Source organism: Arthrobacter sp. LjRoot78, from assembly GCF_964254335.1.
Classification (GTDB): domain Bacteria; phylum Actinomycetota; class Actinomycetes; order Actinomycetales; family Micrococcaceae; genus Arthrobacter.
Genome location: NZ_CAXUTG020000001.1, coordinates 3089570 through 3107502 on the forward strand (window position 1 = coordinate 3089570; position 17933 = coordinate 3107502).

13 protein-coding genes are annotated in these 17933 nt (G+C 63.1%); 3 read left to right on the forward strand and 10 right to left on the reverse strand.

Annotated elements, in window-relative coordinates:
• Nucleotides 1-19 precede the first annotated feature (19 nt).
• The 5 genes from ACSQ1X_RS14340 to ACSQ1X_RS14360 form a co-directional block, all read right to left on the reverse strand.
• A complete protein-coding gene (locus ACSQ1X_RS14340) occupies nucleotides 20-1735 on the reverse strand; it encodes an ABC transporter ATP-binding protein (RefSeq protein WP_436058138.1) in 1716 nt (571 codons plus the stop codon).
• Between the two features lie 11 nt (nucleotides 1736-1746).
• A complete protein-coding gene (locus ACSQ1X_RS14345) occupies nucleotides 1747-2697 on the reverse strand; it encodes an ABC transporter permease (protein WP_055796748.1) in 951 nt (316 codons plus the stop codon).
• Nucleotides 2687-3616, reverse strand: a complete 930-nt coding sequence (locus ACSQ1X_RS14350) for an ABC transporter permease (RefSeq protein ID WP_028269452.1) — start codon at nucleotides 3614-3616, stop codon at nucleotides 2687-2689. The genes ACSQ1X_RS14345 and ACSQ1X_RS14350 overlap by 11 nt, the downstream gene beginning before the upstream one ends.
• Nucleotides 3617-3750: 134 nt before the next feature.
• On the reverse strand, nucleotides 3751-5439 hold the full coding sequence (locus tag ACSQ1X_RS14355) for a peptide ABC transporter substrate-binding protein (protein WP_055796751.1): 1689 nt from the start codon (nucleotides 5437-5439) through the stop codon (nucleotides 3751-3753).
• A gap of 238 nt (nucleotides 5440-5677) precedes the next feature.
• Nucleotides 5678-7513 carry an ABC transporter ATP-binding protein gene (locus ACSQ1X_RS14360; protein WP_436058139.1) on the reverse strand — a complete coding sequence of 612 codons (1836 nt, stop codon included), beginning with the start codon at nucleotides 7511-7513 and terminating at the stop codon, nucleotides 5678-5680.
• Nucleotides 7514-7590: 77 nt separating this feature from the next.
• On the opposite strand from ACSQ1X_RS14360, the gene ACSQ1X_RS14365 reads away from it, so the two are divergent.
• Nucleotides 7591-8220 carry a PH domain-containing protein gene (locus ACSQ1X_RS14365; protein WP_436058140.1) on the forward strand — a complete coding sequence of 210 codons (630 nt, stop codon included), beginning with the start codon at nucleotides 7591-7593 and terminating at the stop codon, nucleotides 8218-8220.
• Between the two features lie 24 nt (nucleotides 8221-8244).
• Here the strand turns inward: ACSQ1X_RS14365 and ACSQ1X_RS14370 are convergent, their stop codons facing one another.
• The 3 genes from ACSQ1X_RS14370 to ACSQ1X_RS14380 form a co-directional block, all read right to left on the reverse strand.
• Nucleotides 8245-9345, reverse strand: a complete 1101-nt coding sequence (locus tag ACSQ1X_RS14370) for an ABC transporter permease (protein WP_436058141.1) — start codon at nucleotides 9343-9345, stop codon at nucleotides 8245-8247.
• The gene (locus ACSQ1X_RS14375) at nucleotides 9342-10883 is read right to left on the reverse strand and encodes an ABC transporter permease (protein ID WP_436058142.1); all 1542 of its coding nucleotides are present in this window, start codon (nucleotides 10881-10883) and stop codon (nucleotides 9342-9344) included. The genes ACSQ1X_RS14370 and ACSQ1X_RS14375 overlap by 4 nt, the downstream gene beginning before the upstream one ends.
• Nucleotides 10884-11064: 181 nt before the next feature.
• Nucleotides 11065-12843, reverse strand: a complete 1779-nt coding sequence (locus ACSQ1X_RS14380) for an ABC transporter family substrate-binding protein (protein WP_436058143.1) — start codon at nucleotides 12841-12843, stop codon at nucleotides 11065-11067.
• 412 nt (nucleotides 12844-13255) lie between these two features.
• On the opposite strand from ACSQ1X_RS14380, the gene ACSQ1X_RS14385 reads away from it, so the two are divergent.
• Nucleotides 13256-14296 (forward strand): LLM class flavin-dependent oxidoreductase, encoded by a 1041-nt coding sequence (locus tag ACSQ1X_RS14385; RefSeq protein ID WP_436058144.1) that lies wholly within the window; start codon nucleotides 13256-13258, stop codon nucleotides 14294-14296.
• Nucleotides 14297-14375: 79 nt separating this feature from the next.
• On the opposite strand, the gene ychF is transcribed toward ACSQ1X_RS14385, so the two are convergent.
• The gene (ychF, locus tag ACSQ1X_RS14390) at nucleotides 14376-15461 is read right to left on the reverse strand and encodes a redox-regulated ATPase YchF (protein ID WP_055797285.1); all 1086 of its coding nucleotides are present in this window, start codon (nucleotides 15459-15461) and stop codon (nucleotides 14376-14378) included.
• Nucleotides 15462-15575: 114 nt separating this feature from the next.
• Here ychF and rmuC point away from each other — a divergent pair, with 114 nt between their 5' ends.
• Entirely contained in the window at nucleotides 15576-16787 is a 1212-nt protein-coding gene (rmuC, locus tag ACSQ1X_RS14395; protein WP_436058145.1) for a DNA recombination protein RmuC, read from the forward strand.
• A gap of 58 nt (nucleotides 16788-16845) precedes the next feature.
• Here the strand turns inward: rmuC and ACSQ1X_RS14400 are convergent, their stop codons facing one another.
• Nucleotides 16846-17925 carry a 4-hydroxy-3-methylbut-2-enyl diphosphate reductase gene (locus tag ACSQ1X_RS14400; protein WP_436058146.1) on the reverse strand — a complete coding sequence of 360 codons (1080 nt, stop codon included), beginning with the start codon at nucleotides 17923-17925 and terminating at the stop codon, nucleotides 16846-16848.
• Between the last annotated feature and the right edge of the window lie 8 nt (nucleotides 17926-17933).

A 17933-nucleotide genomic window follows, 5' to 3' on the forward strand; every position in this document is an offset into this window, starting at 1 on the left:
ACATTTGCTCGGGTTTTGCTCAGGCAACTTCCGGCGGCAGCATCAGCCGCGCACCCGGGATGGCGTGGAGCAACGCCTTCGTGTAGTCCTGCTGCGGAGCGTCGAACACATCGTCCGTGGAACCGGTCTCAACCAGCTTGCCCTTCTCCATCACGCACACGTGGTCCGCGATCTGCCGGACCACGGCAAGGTCGTGGGTGATGAACAGGTAGGTCAGGCCCAGCCTGGACTGCAGCTCGGCAAGCAGGTTCAGCACCTGTGCCTGGACCAGGACGTCGAGGGCGGAAACCGCCTCGTCGCAGATGATCACTTCCGGGTCGAGTGCCAAGGCACGTGCGATGGCAACACGCTGCCGCTGCCCGCCGGACAGTTCGTTAGGATAACGCTGCATGGTGGACTGTGGCAGTGCCACCTGGTCCAGGAGCTCGCGGACCTTCTTCTCGCGGCTGGCTTTGTCCCCGATCTTGTGGGTACGCAGCGGCTCCTCGATGGTCCGGAAGATGTTGTACATCGGGTCAAGGGAGCCGTAGGGATCCTGGAAGATCGGCTGCACGCGGCGGCGGAACGCAAAGATCTGCTTGCTGTTCAGCGTGGAGGTATCCACGCCGTCGAACACGATCTTTCCGGACGTCGGCTGCAGGAGGTTCAGCACCATCTGGGCCACGGTGGACTTGCCGGAACCCGACTCCCCCACGATCGCCGTCGTCGTCCCGCGCTTGACGCTGAAGGAAACGTCGTCGACGGCGGCGAAGTCGGTGGACTTCCCGAAGCCGGAGCGCAGTTTGAAGACCTTGCGGAGGTTCTGGATCTGGAGCACGTCTTCGGTCATGGTCGGCTCGACGACGACCGCCTCGGCGGGAGCGAGCAGCTCGTCCGTTTCGACGCCGAGTTCCTTGGCCACCTGGATGCGCCGAGAGGCCAGCGACGGCGCCGAGGCCACCAGGCGCTGCGTGTACGGGTGCTGCGGGTTCTGCAGCAGTTCGAGGGACGGACCGGCTTCCACCACGTTGCCCCGGTACATCACCACCACCTTGTCCGCGCGTTCGGCGGCCAGGCCCAGGTCGTGCGTGATGAGGAGCACCGCCGTACCCAGCTCGGAGGTCATTTTTTCGAGGTGATCCAGGATCTGCCGCTGCACGGTGACGTCCAGCGCGGACGTGGGCTCGTCAGCGATGAGCAGCCGCGGCTGGCAGGACAGGCCGATGGCGATCAGCGCACGCTGGCGCATGCCGCCGGAGAATTCGTGCGGGTACTGCTTTGCGCGGCGTTCGGCGTCGGGAAGGCCCGCCTCGGCGAGAACCTTCGCAACGTCGGCGGGTCCGCTGGGACGCCCGTTGGCCCGCAGCGTTTCCTTGACCTGGTAGCCGATCTTCCAGACCGGGTTGAGGTTGGACATCGGGTCCTGCGGGACCATGCCGATCGTGTTGCCGCGCAGCTCGATCATGCGCTTTTCCGAGGCATGGGAAATGTCTTCGCCGTCGAGCAGGATCTGCCCGCCGGAAACCCTGCCGTTGCCGGGAAGCAACCCGATGGCGGCCAGCGCTGTCGTCGACTTCCCGGAGCCGGACTCCCCCACAATCGCGACGGTTTCGCCCGACATGATGGTCAGGTGGGCGTTCCGGACGGCCTGTACCTCACCGGACCCGGTCTTGAAGGAAATGGCGAGGTCGCGGATTTCCAGCAGCGGCGTGTCCGCCTGGCCCGCCTCACTGATTCTGACGTCGGAAGTTGTCATGATTGCCTCGTTCATCGTTGACGGCTTTTCGGATCGAGGGCGTCGCGCAGTGCGTCGCCGAGCATGATGAAGCTCAGGACGGTGATGGACAGCGCGACGGCCGGATACAGCAGGATGGCCGGGTTGGTCCGGACTGAAGACCTGGCGGAGGCGATGTCGTTACCCCAGGACATGATGCTTCCCGGCAGGCCGATGCCGATGAAGGACAGCGTGGCTTCCGCCACGATGAAGACACCGAGTTCCATGGTGGCCAGGACGATGATCGGCGCGAGTGCATTCGGCAGCACGTGCCGGACGAGCGAACCAAAGCGTGAGACGCCCAGTGAGCGGGCCGCCGTGACGAAGTCGGCATTACGCACTTCAATGACCGCGCCGCGCGTAATGCGGGCCATCTGCGGCCAGCTGAGGACCACCAGGATCATCACCACGGTCCAGACGCCGCGGTTATCGCGCATGAACGGAAGCTGCGAGACCACCAGGGCGCCCAGAATCAGCGGAATGGCAAAGAAGATGTCGCCGAGCCGGGCGATTACGGCGTCGAGCCAGCCGCCATAGAAACCCGCGATAGCGCCGAGGGTGACACCGATGAGGAGGACGCAGATCACAGAGAAGACGCCCACCATCAGCGACGCCTGGGTGCCATGGATGATGCGGGAGTACACGTCGCAGCCCTGGAAGGTGTAACCGAGCGGATGCCCTGCCCCGGGGGCGCCGTCGGAGTTCGCCAGCTGGCAGTTGTCGTTCGGTGCCACCTGGGTGAAGAGGCCCGGAAAGAGCGCCACAATGATGATCAGCGCGATCATCACGGCGGAAATGATGAACAGCGGGCGACGGCGGAGCTTGCGCCATGCGTCGGCCCAGAGGCTCAGCGGAGCCTGGTCTGCTTTGAGCGAGTCCGTTGCCAGCAGGGGGGTCTCCTCCACGGGGGCAACAAAGTGCTCGATTTCGCGATTAGTTTTCATAACGGATCCTCGGATCAAGCCAGGCGTACAGCAAATCGACCAACAGGTTGGCAATAACGAAGACAAGCACCAGGACGCTGACAATCGCGACGACGGTGGGGCCTTCGCTGCGGATAACGGCCTGGAACAGCTTCTGGCCAACTCCCGGGACATTGAAGATGCTCTCGGTGACGATGGCACCGCCCATCAGGCCGCCGAGGCTGGCGCCCAGGTAGGTGATGACCGGAATCATGGAGTTGCGCAGGATGTGCGTGACCACGACGCGCGGCCGCGAAAGGCCCTTGGCGGTGGCGGTGCGCACATAGTCGGCGTTCATGTTCTCGACCACCGACGCGCGCGTCAGCCGCAGGACGTAGGCGAAGGAAACCAGGCCCAGTACGGTGGCCGGCAGGATCAGGTTGCCCCAGTCCGCGTTGGCTCCAACGGTGGGCTTGGCCCAGCCGAGCTGCACACCGATCAGCAGCTGGAGGACGAAGCCGAGTACGAACGTGGGGATGGCGATGACCACTAGGGACGCGACGAGCACGGTGGCGTCGAAGAATTTCCCCTTGCGCAGTCCGGCAATAAGGCCGAAGGTCACGCCAAAGACAGTCTGGATGATGAGGGCTTCGACGGCCAGCATGACGGTGACCGGGAAGATCCGGCCGAGGGACGCCGCAATGGGCTGGCCGGTGAAGTCGACGCCGAGGTTGAAGGTGAACAGGTTCTTGAGGAAGAGCCCATACTGCACCCAGAACGGCTGGTCGAGATTGTACTGCTGGCGGAGCTGCGCGATGACGGCTTCGCTGGGCGGTCGGTCGCCGAACAGTGCCCGGATCGGGTCACCGGGGAGGGCGAAAACCATGAAGTAGACGAGCAGGGTGGTTCCGATGAACACCGGAATGATCTGCAGCAGGCGCCGGAGGATGTACTGGATCACAGCAGCGTCTCCTGAGCGTTTGTGGGGCTAAGGGGGATCATTTAGGACAGCTTTCGTGCCGGTTCCAAGGCTATGGGGGCCCGGCTTTGTGGCCGAACCCCCATTAGCTTTTTGACGTGGATTTGTTCTGCGAACTACTTGGCGGTGATGGCCCAGTACTGCAGAACACCGTTCCAGCCAGCGTCAACGTTGCTGACGTTCTGGCTCCAGACGGCCTGGCGTGCGGAGTACCACAGCGGCAGGTTGGGGAGTTCCTCGAAGAGGATCTCCTGTGCTTCCGTGAACTTCTTGTTGGCGTCGTCCGTGGACTTGGCGCCAAGGCCTTCGGTGAGGAGCTTGTCGAACTCGGGGTTCGTGTAGCCCTCGTAGTTGGCGCTGGCACCGGTCTTCAGGAGCGGGCCGAGGAAGTTGTACAGCGACGGGTAGTCAGCCTGCCAGCCGGCGCGGGTCAGGCCCGGAAGGTCCTTGGCGGTGCGCAGCTTCAGGATTTCAGCGAACTTGGCGAACGGCTGGCCTTCGGCCTTGATTCCCAGGTTGTTCTTGAAGTTGTTGGCAACGGCGTCGATCCATTCCTTGTTACCGCCGTCGGTGTTGTAGGCGAGCTGCAGGGTCTTGTCAGCGGGCCACGGGCTGATGGCGTCAGCCTTCGTCCACAGGTCCTTCGCCTTGGCGGCGTCGAACTTCAGGACCTCGGAGCCGGCAACATTTTCGTTGTAGCCGTCAACAGCCGGTGAGGTGAAGTCCTTGGCCGGGATACGGGTGCCGGAGAAGATGACCTTGGTGATCTCTTCGCGGTTGATGGCCATGGACAGCGCCTGGCGGCGGAGCTTGCCTGCTTCGCCCTGGAACTCGGGCAGGTAGCCCGGGATGTTCAGGGTGGAGTTGCCTGCGTACGGCTTGTTGAGGTGGTTCTCAGGGAAGTCCGTGGCGTAGGTCTTGAGGGCGTCCGTCGGCAGGACGTCCGTGACATCGAGGTTGTTGCCCTGGATGTCGGTGTAAGCCGGAGCCGGATCGGTGTAGAACTTGAAGGTCACGCCGCCGTTCTTGGCAGCACGTGCACCCTGGTAGTCAGCGTTCTTGACCAGTTCGATCTGGCTGTCGTGCTGCCAGGCACCTTCCTTGGCCATCTTGTACGGGCCGTTGCCCACAGGGTTCTCGCCGAACTTCTTCGGGTCCTTGATGGCGTCAGCAGGCAGCGGCATGAAGGCGGAGTAGCCAAGGCGCAGCGGCCAGTCTGCTTCAGGCTGGGTCAGCTTGACCGTGATGGTGGAATCGTCCTTCAGGGCCAGGCCTGAGAGGGTCTGTGCGGTGGGGGCCGGAACGTCGGTGTCCTTGCCGTCCGCACCCTTCTCCGTCTTGGTGGCGCTGACCGCGTCATAGCCTTCGATGGATTCGAAGAAGCTGCTGTTGCTCTGGGCGTTGGTGCTCAAAGCGGCAAAGTTCCAGGCGTCAACGAAGCTCTTGGCGGTGACTTCCTCGCCGTTGGTGAACTTGCTGCCGGACTTGACCTTGATGGTGTAGTTCTGGCCGTCCGGGGACTCAATGGACTCGGCCAGGGCGTCGACGGACTTGCCGCTCGGGTCGTAGCTCCGCAGGCCTTCGAACAGAAGCTCGACGACGCGGCCACCGTAGACTTCGCCGGTATCGGCGGGCATCAGGGGCTTCTGCGGCTCATTGCTGTACGCCGTGATGACCTTGTTGGGATCGCCGGCAGCCTGGCTGCTGCCACCGTTCGTGGAGCCGCCTCCGGCACCGCATCCGGTCAGGGCAAGGGCCGCGATGGCAACCATGCCCAGTGCTTTGGAAGTGCGCGAAAAACGCATTCCGCCTCCTATGAGTTGTGGGAGTGAGAAGGGAAAGTCTTGTGCTTCCCCGCAGGCCGGGCACAGAGGTGTCCTGTGACGTGGCATACATAAGTGAGTAGCCTAACCCCAAAATGTCCAGATGTTGGAACTCTGTTGCCAAACTGTAACCCGGTCACAATTTGACCACTAGCGTCAACACCGGCGTATTTCAAGTCACACGTTACTCAGTGGTAGCCTACACCTGATGTGACGGATCTTACTCCACTCCACTTGCCAGCAGCTGTGCCCGCAGCTCCCGTCGCTCACGCTGTTTTTCGGGGTCCGGCAGGGGCACCGCGGCGAGCAGGCGCTGCGTGTAGGGTTCCTGCGGATTCCGCAGAATTTGGTCCCGAGTGCCCTGCTCAACGATTCTGCCCCGCTGCATCACGCAGATGCGGTCGGCCAGCACGTCGACCACCGCCAGGTCGTGCGTCACGAAGAGGCAGGCGAAGCCGAGGTCTTTCTGGAGGTTCTGGAACAGTTCAAGTACTTTTGCCTGCACCGACACGTCAAGTGCCGACGTCGGTTCGTCCGCAACCATCAGCTTCGGCTTGAGCGACAGTGCCCGGGCGATGCCCACGCGCTGCTTCTGACCGCCGGACAGCTCATGCGGATACCGGTTGCGGTAGCTCCTGGGCAGCTCGACCTGGTCAAGGAGCGCCTCGATCCGCTTCTGCAGCCCGCTTCCCTTGGCCTCCCCGGCAAGGAACATGGGTTCGCCGATGCTCTCGCCGATCGGAAGGCGCGGATTCAACGACGACGACGGGTCCTGGAAAACCATGCCGATGTGCCGCCGGACATGGTGCAGCTGCTTGCCGTTCTTCTTGGCGGCTGAAATGTCCTGGCCCACCACCCGCATTGTGCCTGCTGCGACGGGAAGCAACCCCACGGCCGCGCGGCCGATGGTGGTCTTGCCGGAGCCCGATTCGCCTACGAGTCCCACCACCTGGCCCGGGTAGATCACGAGGTTTGCTCCCTCCACGGCCCTGAAGGCAGGCACGCGGCCCTGTTTGGGGTATTCGATGGCCACATCAGTCAGTTCGAGGACCGGCTCGCCCTGGGGCCGTTCCGCGGCCGCAGCAGCCAGCGCCGCAGCGTTCTCCCGCTCGCGCCGAACCAGTTCGTCATGCTCCACCGATTCCAGCTCGGCGTGGGTGGCGGCTGCCAGCGCGGCGGTAACGTCGACTTCTTCGCCGTGCTCCGCTCCGCCCTGGCCAAGGTGCGGCACCGCCGCCAGCAATGCCTGCGTGTATTCGTGCCGGGGGTTCCGGAAGACCTGCTCGGCCGTTCCGGTTTCGACAATCAGGCCCCGCCGCATGACGGCGATCCGGTCGGCGAGGTCCGCCACCACGCCCATGTCGTGGGTGATCAGCACAATGGCGCTGTCCAGCTTGTTCCGCAGATTGCGCATGAGGTCCAGGATCTCGGCCTGGACAGTGACATCCAAGGCCGTGGTGGGCTCGTCGGCAATCAACAGCTTGGGGTCGCAGGACAGCGACTGCGCAATCATGGCCCGTTGCCGCTGGCCGCCCGACAGCTGGTGCGGGTAGGACTTGAACGCCTTCTCCGGGTCCGGTAGTTCCACCAGTTCCAGCATCCGCAGGGCGCGTTCCTTGGCCTGTTCGGGTGAAACTTCGTTATGCAGCCGCACTGTCTCCACGATCTGCGCCCCGACCGTGTAAACCGGGTTGAGTGCGGTCATGGGCTCCTGGAAGATCACGGCCACGTCCTTGCCGCGGACTTCCCGGATGTTGGCCGCGCTGGCACCGAGGAGCTCTTTCCCTGAGAGGCGGACGCTGCCGGATACCCGGCTGTTACTGGGCAGGAGGCCCAGGAGGGCCATGGAACTGGCGCTCTTGCCCGAACCGGACTCCCCCACGATGGCCAGGACTTCGCCGGCCCTGACCTCATAGTTCAGGCCGATGGCCGCGGGCACCCATTTCTTGTCCACTCCAAAGTCCACGCTGAGGTCGCGGACCTCGAGTACAACAGCGCCCTTGGCGGGTTCCTGCCCGGGGGCGGCGTCCTGGTGGGGGGTGATGTTGTCAGTCATGACGGGTTCCCTTCCGCCCAGGCCGCCACTGCACAGGAGATTAGTGCTGCGGCCTGGAATCCTGAATTATTAGGGGCATGAGCAGTGTGCCGCACGCCGGAAATGTTGAAGTCTTCAAAGCCCCTACGAACAGATGGTTCGCGTGGCTCTCCTGGCTGGTCGCAGCGCTCGGCCTCGTCGTCACTGCGGCGGCCGGAGGCCCGGCCGCCCTCGTGGGGGCAGGCCCGCTGCTGCTGATCGGCTTTCTCGGCTGGCTGCTGTTCTGGATGCCTTCGGTGGTGGTTCACGACGCCGGCATCACCTTGGAGAATCCGTTCCGCTCCGTTAACGTCCCCTGGGCTGCCTTGGTCAATGTTGATACCCGGTACGCCTTGACGCTGGTCACGCCGGCCGGGAGCTACGTTTCCTGGGCTGCACCGGCGCCGGGCATCTGGGGCGGCCGGAACGCCCGTCCTGAGGATCTCAAGGGACTGCCTTCCGCCACGTACGGGCCGGGAAAGTCCGTGCGCCCCGGTGACCTGAAAACCACTGATTCCGGCCAGGCGGCCCGGCTGGTCCGCGGACGCTGGGAACAGCTGGTCGAAGCTGGCTCCCTGGACGCAGGAAATGCCGAAACGACGGCCGTCAGGGTGACGTTCCGCTGGCCGGCGGTTGCAGCCACCGCCGTGCTGCTGGCCGCCAGTTACTGGGCCGTTGCAGTTCCTTAGGGCGGATGCCCGGACAGGCCGCATTCAGTCGCCCGCAGACCTGTCGGCTGCGGCAGCCGGCACCTTGGCCGGTTCCCCGGACTGCTGAGTGTCCCTGGCCTTCTTGGCGTTGAACTTCTTCTGCCTTGGATCGAATGCGTCCCGGAGCCCGTCGCCGATGAAGTTGATGCTCAGGCAGATCAGGACAATAAAGATGCCAGGGAACCAGAACAGCCATGGCCGGGTGGCGAACGCTTCCTGGTTTTGCGAGATGAGGAGCCCCAGCGAGGTGTCCGGGGATTTCACACCCACGCCGAGGTAGCTCAGGGCGGTTTCCAGCAGGATGGCGGCGGACATTGTGAGTGTCACGTTCACGATCAGGACGCCGATGGCGTTGGGCAGGATGTGCTTGAAGATGATTCTCGCGTTGCTGGCGCCGGAGATGCGTGCAGCATCAACAAACTCCCGTTCCCGTAGTGTCAGGAATTCCCCGCGCATCAGGCGTGCAAGGCCGACCCAGCTGACGAGCCCTAGGAAGATTCCCAGTATCAGGATGCCGTTGCTGGCCGCGAAGCCCGAAAACCAGCCGCCCTGGTCCCTGCGGTTAACGCTCTGGGCAACCACTGCGGCCAGCAGCAGCACCGGAATGATGATGATGACGTCCGTGATGCGCATCAGGACGGCTTCCACCCAGCCGCGGAAGTAGCCGGACAATCCGCCCACCACGGTGCCGAGCAGGCCTGCGATGGTCCCGATGAGCAACATGATGATGATGGACTGCTGGGCGCCGCGCATGGTCATGGCAAAGAGGTCCCGGCCGATCCGGTCCTGCCCGAACGGGTGGTCTCCCCAGGCCGGCGGCCAAAGGGACGCCGTAGGGACGCCGTCGTTAACGAGCGGTGAAACGTCAACGTGGTTGTACTTCCACCAGCCCGGAATTCCTGCCCAGCCCACGGAAGTAAAGGCGAGGATGAAGATGACGGCGAAAATGACCAGGCCCACGATGGCGCCGCTGTGGCCGAGGAAACGCTTGCGGACAATCTGCCCCTGACTTAACCCCTTCGCGTCGGGTTCCAAGGACGAACCCGGCTGCCTGGAGTGTGAGTGTTCGGCCAGGAATTCTTCCTGCTGGGTTGGCTGGCTCATGCCTTAATCCTTACGCGGGGATCGAGTGCGGAGTACGCGAGGTCCGCTATCAGGTTGAATACCATCGCCGTAACCGCGACGCAGACGAATACACCCATCACAGGGTTCGGATCGATGTGCATAATGCCGTCCAGGAACAGGAAGCCCATGCCTCGGACGGAGAACACGGTCTCAGTAATGACGGCACCACCGATCAGGGCCCCGATATCGAAGGCCACGATTGTTGCAATGGGAATCAGCGCGTTGCGGAACGCGTGCCCCATCACCACCGATCTCTCGGACAGGCCTTTGGCGCGGGCCGTCCTGATGTAGTCCATGTTCATGATTTCGAGCATGGAGGAGCGGGTAAACCGCGTGTAGCTGGCGAGCGATACCAGGATCAGGGCCATGGTCGGCAGAATCAGGTGCGTAAAGGTGTCCAGGGTAAGGATCCAAAAATCACCTTGGATGTTGGGCGTGCCTGCACCGATCGTGGCGATGGGACGGCCCCGGACCCTGCTGTTGCTGAAGTAACCGGGCCATGCCTGCATAAAGCGGTCCAACACAACGAGCCCGCCCACTAGGAAGGCCGTTATTCCGGCTGCGCGCATCGACTGGCCGCGGTCGTAGCCGCCCACGAGGTAGCCCGTTCCCACGCCAACGCCGATGGTCGCCAGGCCCAGGAGGACGACCATGACAGCCGTGGCCTGGTTGAGAAGCGGCTGCACAGCAAAGTATGCGACCACACCAAGGGCAACCACAATGAGTGACGCCTGCAGGGCCTTCCGGTTCTTGAGGCCGGCCACCAAAAGCGTCACGGCAAAGGCCAGGCCGACACCGGCGATGGCAATAACAACGGGGCCGAGACCGGGATTCCGGAACCACTGGACGACGGAGAAGTAGACGAGCACAAGGCTGACTGCCACAAAAACGATGCCACCCGAAACGAACCTGCGCCGGGCCGCCCCGCCCACCGCCACGGCCACGATCAGGCCGGCGACGACGCCGATGCCCAACGCGACGGGCAGCGGTATTTCGGGATTTCGGAGGAAGTCGTTGAAGCCGATGGCACCGTATTCCTTCAGCAGCACGGCAACCCAAAAGATGGGCAGGGAGAAGAATAGGAACGCCATGAACGTCACGCCGTAGTCCAGCGCGCTGTACTGGCGCAGCGCGGTAATGATGCCGAGGGCTATGCCGATCAGGATGGCAAGGATGGTGGCGCCCGTGACGAGGGTCAGGGTCTGGACCAGCGCGAACCCGAGGGCTTCGGTGATCGGCTGTCCGGCGATGTTCTTACCCAGGTCGCACGACGAGCCGAAGGGAACCAGGCACTGCGCCGCTCCGCCCAGCCATTTGAAGTACCGGAGCGGAGCCGGCGTGTCGAGATCAAGGAGTGCGCTGCGGGCATCCATGAGTTGTTGCTTGTTGGGCGCGCTGCTGGCGCGGAATTCCTCCAGGGGATCCCCTGACGACGCTGTCAGGAGGTAGACGAGGAATGATGCGCCGAGAAGTATGAGTGCGGCTGTGATGAGCCGCCGGACGATGTACGTCACCATGGTGGAAAGCCTCGATATCCGGGCCCGGAATCTCGCCGGACCCATCGCAGAATCAGGCCGGCTTTCCGAATGAGGGGGGCGGAAGGCCGGGAGAATGCCGGTGGTGCCGGCAAAGGCGCCGGGACGGTGCTGCTGTTGTCCCGGCGCCTTCACCTGCTCAATCACTTGCTGAGCGGGGGCTCTACTTCTCGGCCCACTCCCAGAAGTTCCACCAGACACCGGTCTGGTTCGGCATGAACTTAACACCCGTGATGCGGTCGCTGTAAGCGTCCACGCCCACGGACTGGAAGAGCGGAAGGCCGTAGGCGGAATCCCAGATCTTCTTGTCGATTTCCTTGCTGAGGTCATCCTGCTTTGCGCGGTCCGTGGTCACGATCAGTTCATCCATCAGCTTGTCGGCATCGGGATCGCTGAACTGGTTGAAATTGGATCCGTTGCCGCTGCGGAAGATCTGCGGTACACCGGAAACGCCCACACCCGGGTTGGTCCAGCCGAAGATGGTGGCGTCGTAGCTGCCGTCACCGAGGGCCTTGCCCCAGTCGGACTTGCCCAGGCCGCCGTCGACGATCTTGAAGCCGGCCTTGGTGGCCGACTCGCGGATCAGCGAGAATGCGTCCACACGGTTGGGGTTGTCTTTGTTGTACATGATGCGGATCTCGGGCGTCTTGCCCGCGAGGAGCGCCTTGGCGCCGTCGATGTCCACGTCCTGGTAGGCGGAGGAGCCGTTGTTCTTGACGGAATCCGCATAGGCAGCCTGCGCCGGGACGAACAGCTGCGAGTCCAGCGGCTTGGCCTGCGGATCGAGCTTCTTCACGATCTTGTCAACGATGTCCTTGCGCGGGACAGTTTTCATGAACGCTTCCCGGACGCTCTTCTCGGCCAGCGGGCCCGAGTAGTTCAGGTCGATGTGGTCGTAAGAGAGCTGGTTTCCCTGTTCCACGGTGACGCCCTGGCTTTCCAGGGCCTTGAGCTGCTCGATGGTGTCAGCCGAGGCCTGCGGCGCAATAATGTCAGCTTCGCCGTTCTTGAGGGCCTGCACCTGTGCCGGAGCTGAGCCGATGTAGCGGACCGTGATTTCGTCCAGGCTGGATTCGGGGCCCCAGTTGTAATCCTTGTTTCGGACCATGGTCAGCGACTGGTCCTGGGTGACGCTTTTGACGATGTACGGACCGTTGGAAAGGAAAAGGCTGGGATCGGACGGCAGGGTCTTCGTGTCGAAGCCGGTGTTCCAGAGGTCAGCCATGGCCTTCAACTTCTCATCGGCCGGCTTCGGAGCCTTGGGATCGCCCTTGGGCTTTTCCTTCAGGTAGTCCACGAGCGCCTTAGCGTCGCTCAGGCCAGCCTTCTTGGCCAGCACATGCGCCGCAATGTCGATGCCCGGTCCGCCAAGAACGGTTTCCCAGTCAGCGAAGGGCTTGGAGTACTTGATGGTCATGGAGCGGTTGTCGTCACCGAGCTCCGGGAAGTCGGTGAGCTTGAGGCCGGTGGGGTCACCGGCGTAGGAGAAGTACTGCGTGCCCGTCTTGGCCTCGGAGTCGGCATCATCGTAGTAGCCGGAAAAAGCCGCCCACTGCAGCAGGAGGTCGGCCGCCGTCACGGGTGTGCCGTCGGACCACTTCACGCCCTCGTTGACGGTGTACTTGATCGTTAGCGGGTCATCGGAAGTCTTTTCCATCTTGCCGAATTTCTCGTTGCGTACAACGTTCAGCTGGTTGTCGATGTAGTAGAAACCCGAGTGGGTGGCATAACTGATCTTCGAGTTGATGTCCGTGTTGCCGTCGGCGGTGTTCGGGTTGAACGTGTTGAACGCGTTCACCTCGACCACCGTGGCTGAGCCACCCTGTTTGCCGGCAGTAGCGCTGGACGGGGTGGTCCCGCCGCTGTTGCCGGCGCAGGCGCTGAGAGCTAGCGCGGCAGCTGCCGCGACGCCTACCGCTTTGGAAATACGACCTAAGCGCATTCCGCCTCCTATGTTTCTGTGGTGTTGAAAAGACCGCCGCTGTAGGCGCCGGCCAGACCGCCCATTCCCCCAGTGAGAATGTGGCTAGTCTCACATGAGCAGTAGCCTAGACCCGAAAAGAAAGCCAATGGGACCAAAGTTGCCCATGGGTAAAGGTTGTTACCGAGCTGCAACAATCAACATAAAGGCCACGATTCGCGAGGAATCGTGGCCTTTGGGGTTAATGCCTATTCACTGACTGCGGCAGTGCTGCGGACGATCGAATCTCATCGTTGTAACCACCTCGGAGGTCATCGAGCGGCTCGATTCCAGGTCAGTGTCTTAGCGGGTAATTTCCCGCCATTGTCGGTAGCTGCCCTTCGTCGCCCGCCTATCATGGGGATCAGTCCCACACTGACCCTGAAGGAAGCCCATGCCCGACTCCTCACGACCGCTACGCAAGCTCGGATTCCTGACTATTGGCCTGTTCGATCCGGCGGATCCAGCCGCGGGGCACGAATCGACGTTGCAGGTCATCGAGCTGGGCGAGCGGCTTGGATTTGATAGCGCCTGGCTGCGCCACCGCCATCTGCAGTTCGGGATTTCCTCCCCCGTTGCCCTCATGGCTGCGGCCAGCCAGCGCACCTCCCGGATCGAGCTTGGAACGGCAGTGACTCCGATGGGCTGGGAAAACCCGTTGCGCCTGGCCGAGGACCTGGCCACCGTGGATCTGCTCGCCGGCGGACGAATCAATCCCGGCCTGAGCGTGGGGGAACCAATGCACTACGACACGGTCAAGCACGAGTTGTACCCGGATTCCGCTGGGCTGGAGGACTTCAGTTACGGACGTCTGGAGCGGCTTGCCCGTTTGATTGCAGGGGAACCGGTGCGGGAATTCTCCGGCAAGCATGGTGTCGTTGAGGAATTCTCCAACCGCGTCGAGCCGCACTCTTCCGGGCTGCGCGAACGGCTTTGGTATGGGGCGGCAAGCAAGAAGTCAGCAATCTGGGCCGGAGAAAACGGATTCAATCTGCTCTCCAGCAGTGTGATGTTTGCCGAGACGAATCAGGAACCGGCGTTTGCCCAAATCCAACAGTCACAAATTCGGGCCTATCGTGAAGCTGCCGCTGCCTCAGGCCAAGCGCACGGACCAGCCCGGGTCTCACAAGGCCTGGTGGTGATCCCGACCGATTCGGCTTCCGCCAAACAGCGGGAAAAGTACCAGCAGTACGTCGATGAACGCACTCCCCGGACCTTGGCGCCGCAGGGGCCTAAACGCGTGTTGTTCGCTCCCGATCTCATTGGCACCAGCGCTCAGATTGCGGATCAGTTGTACTCGCACGCGGGGTTCCAGGAAGTCGACGAAGTGGCGTTCGCGCTGCCTTTCAGCTTCGACCACGAGGACTACGTCCAGATCCTCACCGACATCGCCACCAAGTTGGGACCCGCCCTCGGATGGACCCCCGCAGGTTAATCAAGACCCGCACTAGGCGGTTCTGACAACGAAAAATCGCGCCCCGACTTGTGCCAGGACGCGATTTTCGAGGACGTGGCTAGACGTTGAAGCGGAACTCCACCACGTCGCCGTCGGCCATTACATATTCCTTGCCTTCGATACGGACCTTGCCGCGGGCTTTGGCCTCGGCCATGGATCCGGCCTCGATGAGGTCGTCGAAGGACACAACTTCGGCCTTGATGAAGCCACGCTGGAAATCGGAGTGGATGACGCCGGCGGCCTGCGGTGCGGTGTCGCCCTGGTGGATGGTCCAGGCGCGGGTTTCTTTGGGACCGGCCGTCAGGTAGGTCTGCAGTCCCAGCGTGTGGAAGCCGACGCGGGCCAGCTGGTCGAGGCCTGATTCGTCCTGGCCGTTCATCTCCAGCATCTCGCGGGCTTCTTCCTCGTCCAGTTCCACGAGGTCGGATTCCAGCTTGGCGTCGAGGAAGACGGCGTCCGCCGGAGCAACCATGGCGCGCAGTTCTTCCTGCTTCGCGGGGTCGCCCAGGATTCCCTCGTCCGAGTTGAAGACGTAGATGAAGGGCTTGGCGGTCAGCAGGCCGAGCTCCTTGAGGTGCTCCATCTCGAGCTTGTCGCTCTTGATCGAGGAGAAGATGGTGTCGCCACGTTCAAGCACGGCCTGCGCCGCCTTGATCGCGGCCAGTTCGGCCGCGTCGCGCTTCTTGATCTTGACTTCTTTTTCGATCCGGGGAATCGCATTTTCGATGGTCTGGAGGTCAGCCAGGATCAGTTCGGTGTTGATGGTCTCCATATCCGAGCGCGGATCCACCTTGCCGTCAACGTGGATGACGTCCGGGTCATCGAACACGCGGACAACCTGCGCGATGGCCTCGGCCTCGCGGATGTTGGCGAGGAACTTGTTGCCCAGGCCTTCGCCCTCCGACGCACCCTTGACGATCCCGGCGATATCGACGAACGACACGGGGGCGGGCAGCAGGCGCTGTGATCCGAAGACAGCGGCCAGCTTGGCAAGCCGCGGGTCCGGCAGGTTGACCACACCGACGTTCGGCTCGATGGTGGCGAACGGATAGTTCGCAGCCAGCACCTGATTACGGGTCAGTGCGTTGAAAAGGGTTGATTTGCCGACGTTGGGCAGTCCGACGATGCCAATAGTAAGAGCCACGAGCACTAATTCTACCGGTAACCGGGCGCGAACCATGCGGCGGTCCGTTCCCGGCCTCCGCAGGCGGCGTGCGTCTGCGCCAAAAATGTCGGTGGCCCATGCCAAAGTGAACACATGGACGCTTTTGCACTGATACTTGCCCTGCTGATGCTGATTCTCGGCGCCGTGATCGGCGCCGCCCTCACCTACGTGGCGCTCCGGCGGCGGAGTGTGGCCCTGGAACAGGACTTCGACGGCGTCTCGGCGCGCCTTTCGGAGGTCAGCGCCCAGTTCGCTGCGGCCGACGCCGAGCGGCGCCTCTTGTCGGCACAGAACCGGGAGCTGGGCGAGTCGCGGAACCAGGACGGCAGCGTCCTCCGGGCGCTTGCCCCGGTGGCGGAAAGGCTGACGGCGGTCCAGCAGCAGGTGTCCCTGTTGGAACGCGACCGGCTGGAGCAGTACGGGCAGCTGGCCCAGCAACTTCAGGAGGCCCGGCTTTCCGACGAGCAGCTCTTGCGCTCAACCCACGCCCTGGAGTCCGCCCTTCGGTCGAATAGCGCCCGCGGCCAGTGGGGTGAGGTCCAGCTGCGCCGGGTCGTGGAAGCCGCCGGCATGCTCCGCCACGTGGATTTCCACGAGCAGCAGCACACCGCCGGAGCGGGGAACGCCGTCCGCCCCGACCTCGTGGTCCAGCTCCCGGGCGGGAAGCAGCTGGTGGTGGACGCCAAGGTTCCCCTGGGGTCCTACCTTGAGGCCCAGGACCTGGGACCTTCAGCGGGACGCCAGCAGCAGGGGTCCGCCCTCAACGGCCAGAACGCGTTGCTGGCAGCCCACGCCAAGGCCCTGAAATCCCATGTGGACGCCCTGAGCAACAAGAAGTATTGGGAGATCCCGGGCAATTCGCCGGAACTCGTCATCTGCTTCCTGCCGGCCGAATCCATCCTGGCGGCCGCGCTGGCAGCGGACGCCGGCCTTCTGGACTACGCCTTGAATAAGAATGTGGTGCTGGCATCCCCCGGCACCTTGTTGGCCGTGCTGAAGTCAGTAGCGTTCACCTGGCGCCAGGACGTGCTCACAGACAGCGCCCGAGAGCTCTTTGAGTTGGCGCGGCAGCTCTACGAGCGGATGGGCACACTGGGCGAAAACGTGACCAAGCTGGGTTCGTCGCTGAAGACTTCCGTTGACCGCTACAACTCAATGGTCGGAACGCTGGAAGCGCGCATTCTTCCGACGGCGCGGAAACTCAACGCCCTTGAAGCCGAGGGGCTGACCACACCGCCTGCGATCGAGGTGACTCCCCGGTCGGTGGCGGCTCCCGAACTTCAGTCTGAGGAGTCGGCCGCCTAGCCCGCGGCCGGGCCGGCCGGCCTCCGCTGAGACCGCATGGCCCTGTGCCGCGAAGGAGTTAGTTCCGCGCTCCGCGTCCGCCGAGGGCACGGGTCACGTCGCCCGATTTCTTAAGCGTTGCGCGCAGCTCCTTGGGCAGCGAGAAGAGCAGGTCTTCCTCCGCCGTGACCACTTCTTCCACAGCACTGTAGCCGTAGTCCGCCAGGAGCCGGAGCACATCCTTGACCAGCACTTCCGGAACGGACGCGCCGGAGGTGACGCCCACCGTGGCCACGCCTTCGAACCAGGCCTCGTCCACTTCGTTGGCGAAGTCGACGCGGTAGGACGCCTTGGCGCCGTATTCCAGTGCAACCTCCACGAGGCGGACGGAGTTGGACGAGTTGGCGGAGCCCACCACAATGACCAGATCGGCCTGCGGGGAGATCTTCTTGATGGCTACCTGCCTGTTGGTGGTGGCGTAGCAGATGTCGTCGCTGGGCGGATCCTGCAGTGTCGGGAACCGTTCCTTGAGGAGCCGGACGGTTTCCATCGTTTCATCCACGCTCAGGGTGGTCTGTGACAGCCAGATGACCTTTTCCGGATCCCGCACGCTAACTTTGTCGACTTCGTGCGGACCGTTGATGATCTGGATGTGGTCGGGGGCTTCGCCGGCGGTTCCTTCAACTTCCTCGTGACCGTCGTGGCCGATGAGGAGGATGTCAAAGTCGTCCTTGGCGAAACGGACAGCTTCGCGGTGGACTTTGGTCACCAGCGGGCAGGTGGCGTCAATGGTACGCAGGCCGCGGTCCTCGGCCGACTGCACGACCGCGGGCGATACTCCGTGGGCCGAAAAAATTACCAGGGCGCCTTCGGGGACCTCATCAGTCTCGTCAACGAAGATGGCGCCCTTCTCCTCAAGCGAACTCACGACGTGGACGTTGTGGACAATCTGCTTCCGCACGTAGACGGGCGGACCATAGTGTTCCAGTGCCTTCTCCACGGCGATGACGGCGCGGTCCACGCCGGCGCAGTAGCCGCGGGGAGCCGCTAGCAGCACCTTTTTGGGACCTGAGACCGGGGCTGCAGCCAGCACGTCTTCAGGCGAACGGCGCCTGCGTGGAATTGACGGCATGGGAATGGAGACTGCTGAGGTGGTCATTGTTCAAT

Coding starts and splice junctions, on each gene's coding strand:
- ACSQ1X_RS14365 (WP_436058140.1), top strand. CDS start 7,591: ATGAGCAGTGTGCCGCACGCCGGAAATGTTGAAGTCTTCAAAGCCCCT.
- ACSQ1X_RS14355 (WP_055796751.1), bottom strand. CDS start 5,439: ATGCGTTTTTCGCGCACTTCCAAAGCACTGGGCATGGTTGCCATCGCG.
- ACSQ1X_RS14370 (WP_436058141.1), bottom strand. CDS start 9,345: ATGAGCCAGCCAACCCAGCAGGAAGAATTCCTGGCCGAACACTCACAC.
- ACSQ1X_RS14375 (WP_436058142.1), bottom strand. CDS start 10,883: ATGGTGACGTACATCGTCCGGCGGCTCATCACAGCCGCACTCATACTT.
- ACSQ1X_RS14360 (WP_436058139.1), bottom strand. CDS start 7,513: ATGACTGACAACATCACCCCCCACCAGGACGCCGCCCCCGGGCAGGAA.
- ACSQ1X_RS14385 (WP_436058144.1), top strand. CDS start 13,256: ATGCCCGACTCCTCACGACCGCTACGCAAGCTCGGATTCCTGACTATT.
- ACSQ1X_RS14345 (WP_055796748.1), bottom strand. CDS start 2,697: ATGAAAACTAATCGCGAAATCGAGCACTTTGTTGCCCCCGTGGAGGAG.
- ACSQ1X_RS14380 (WP_436058143.1), bottom strand. CDS start 12,843: ATGCGCTTAGGTCGTATTTCCAAAGCGGTAGGCGTCGCGGCAGCTGCC.
- ACSQ1X_RS14400 (WP_436058146.1), bottom strand. CDS start 17,925: ATGACCACCTCAGCAGTCTCCATTCCCATGCCGTCAATTCCACGCAGG.
- ACSQ1X_RS14340 (WP_436058138.1), bottom strand. CDS start 1,735: ATGACAACTTCCGACGTCAGAATCAGTGAGGCGGGCCAGGCGGACACG.
- rmuC (WP_436058145.1), top strand. CDS start 15,576: ATGGACGCTTTTGCACTGATACTTGCCCTGCTGATGCTGATTCTCGGC.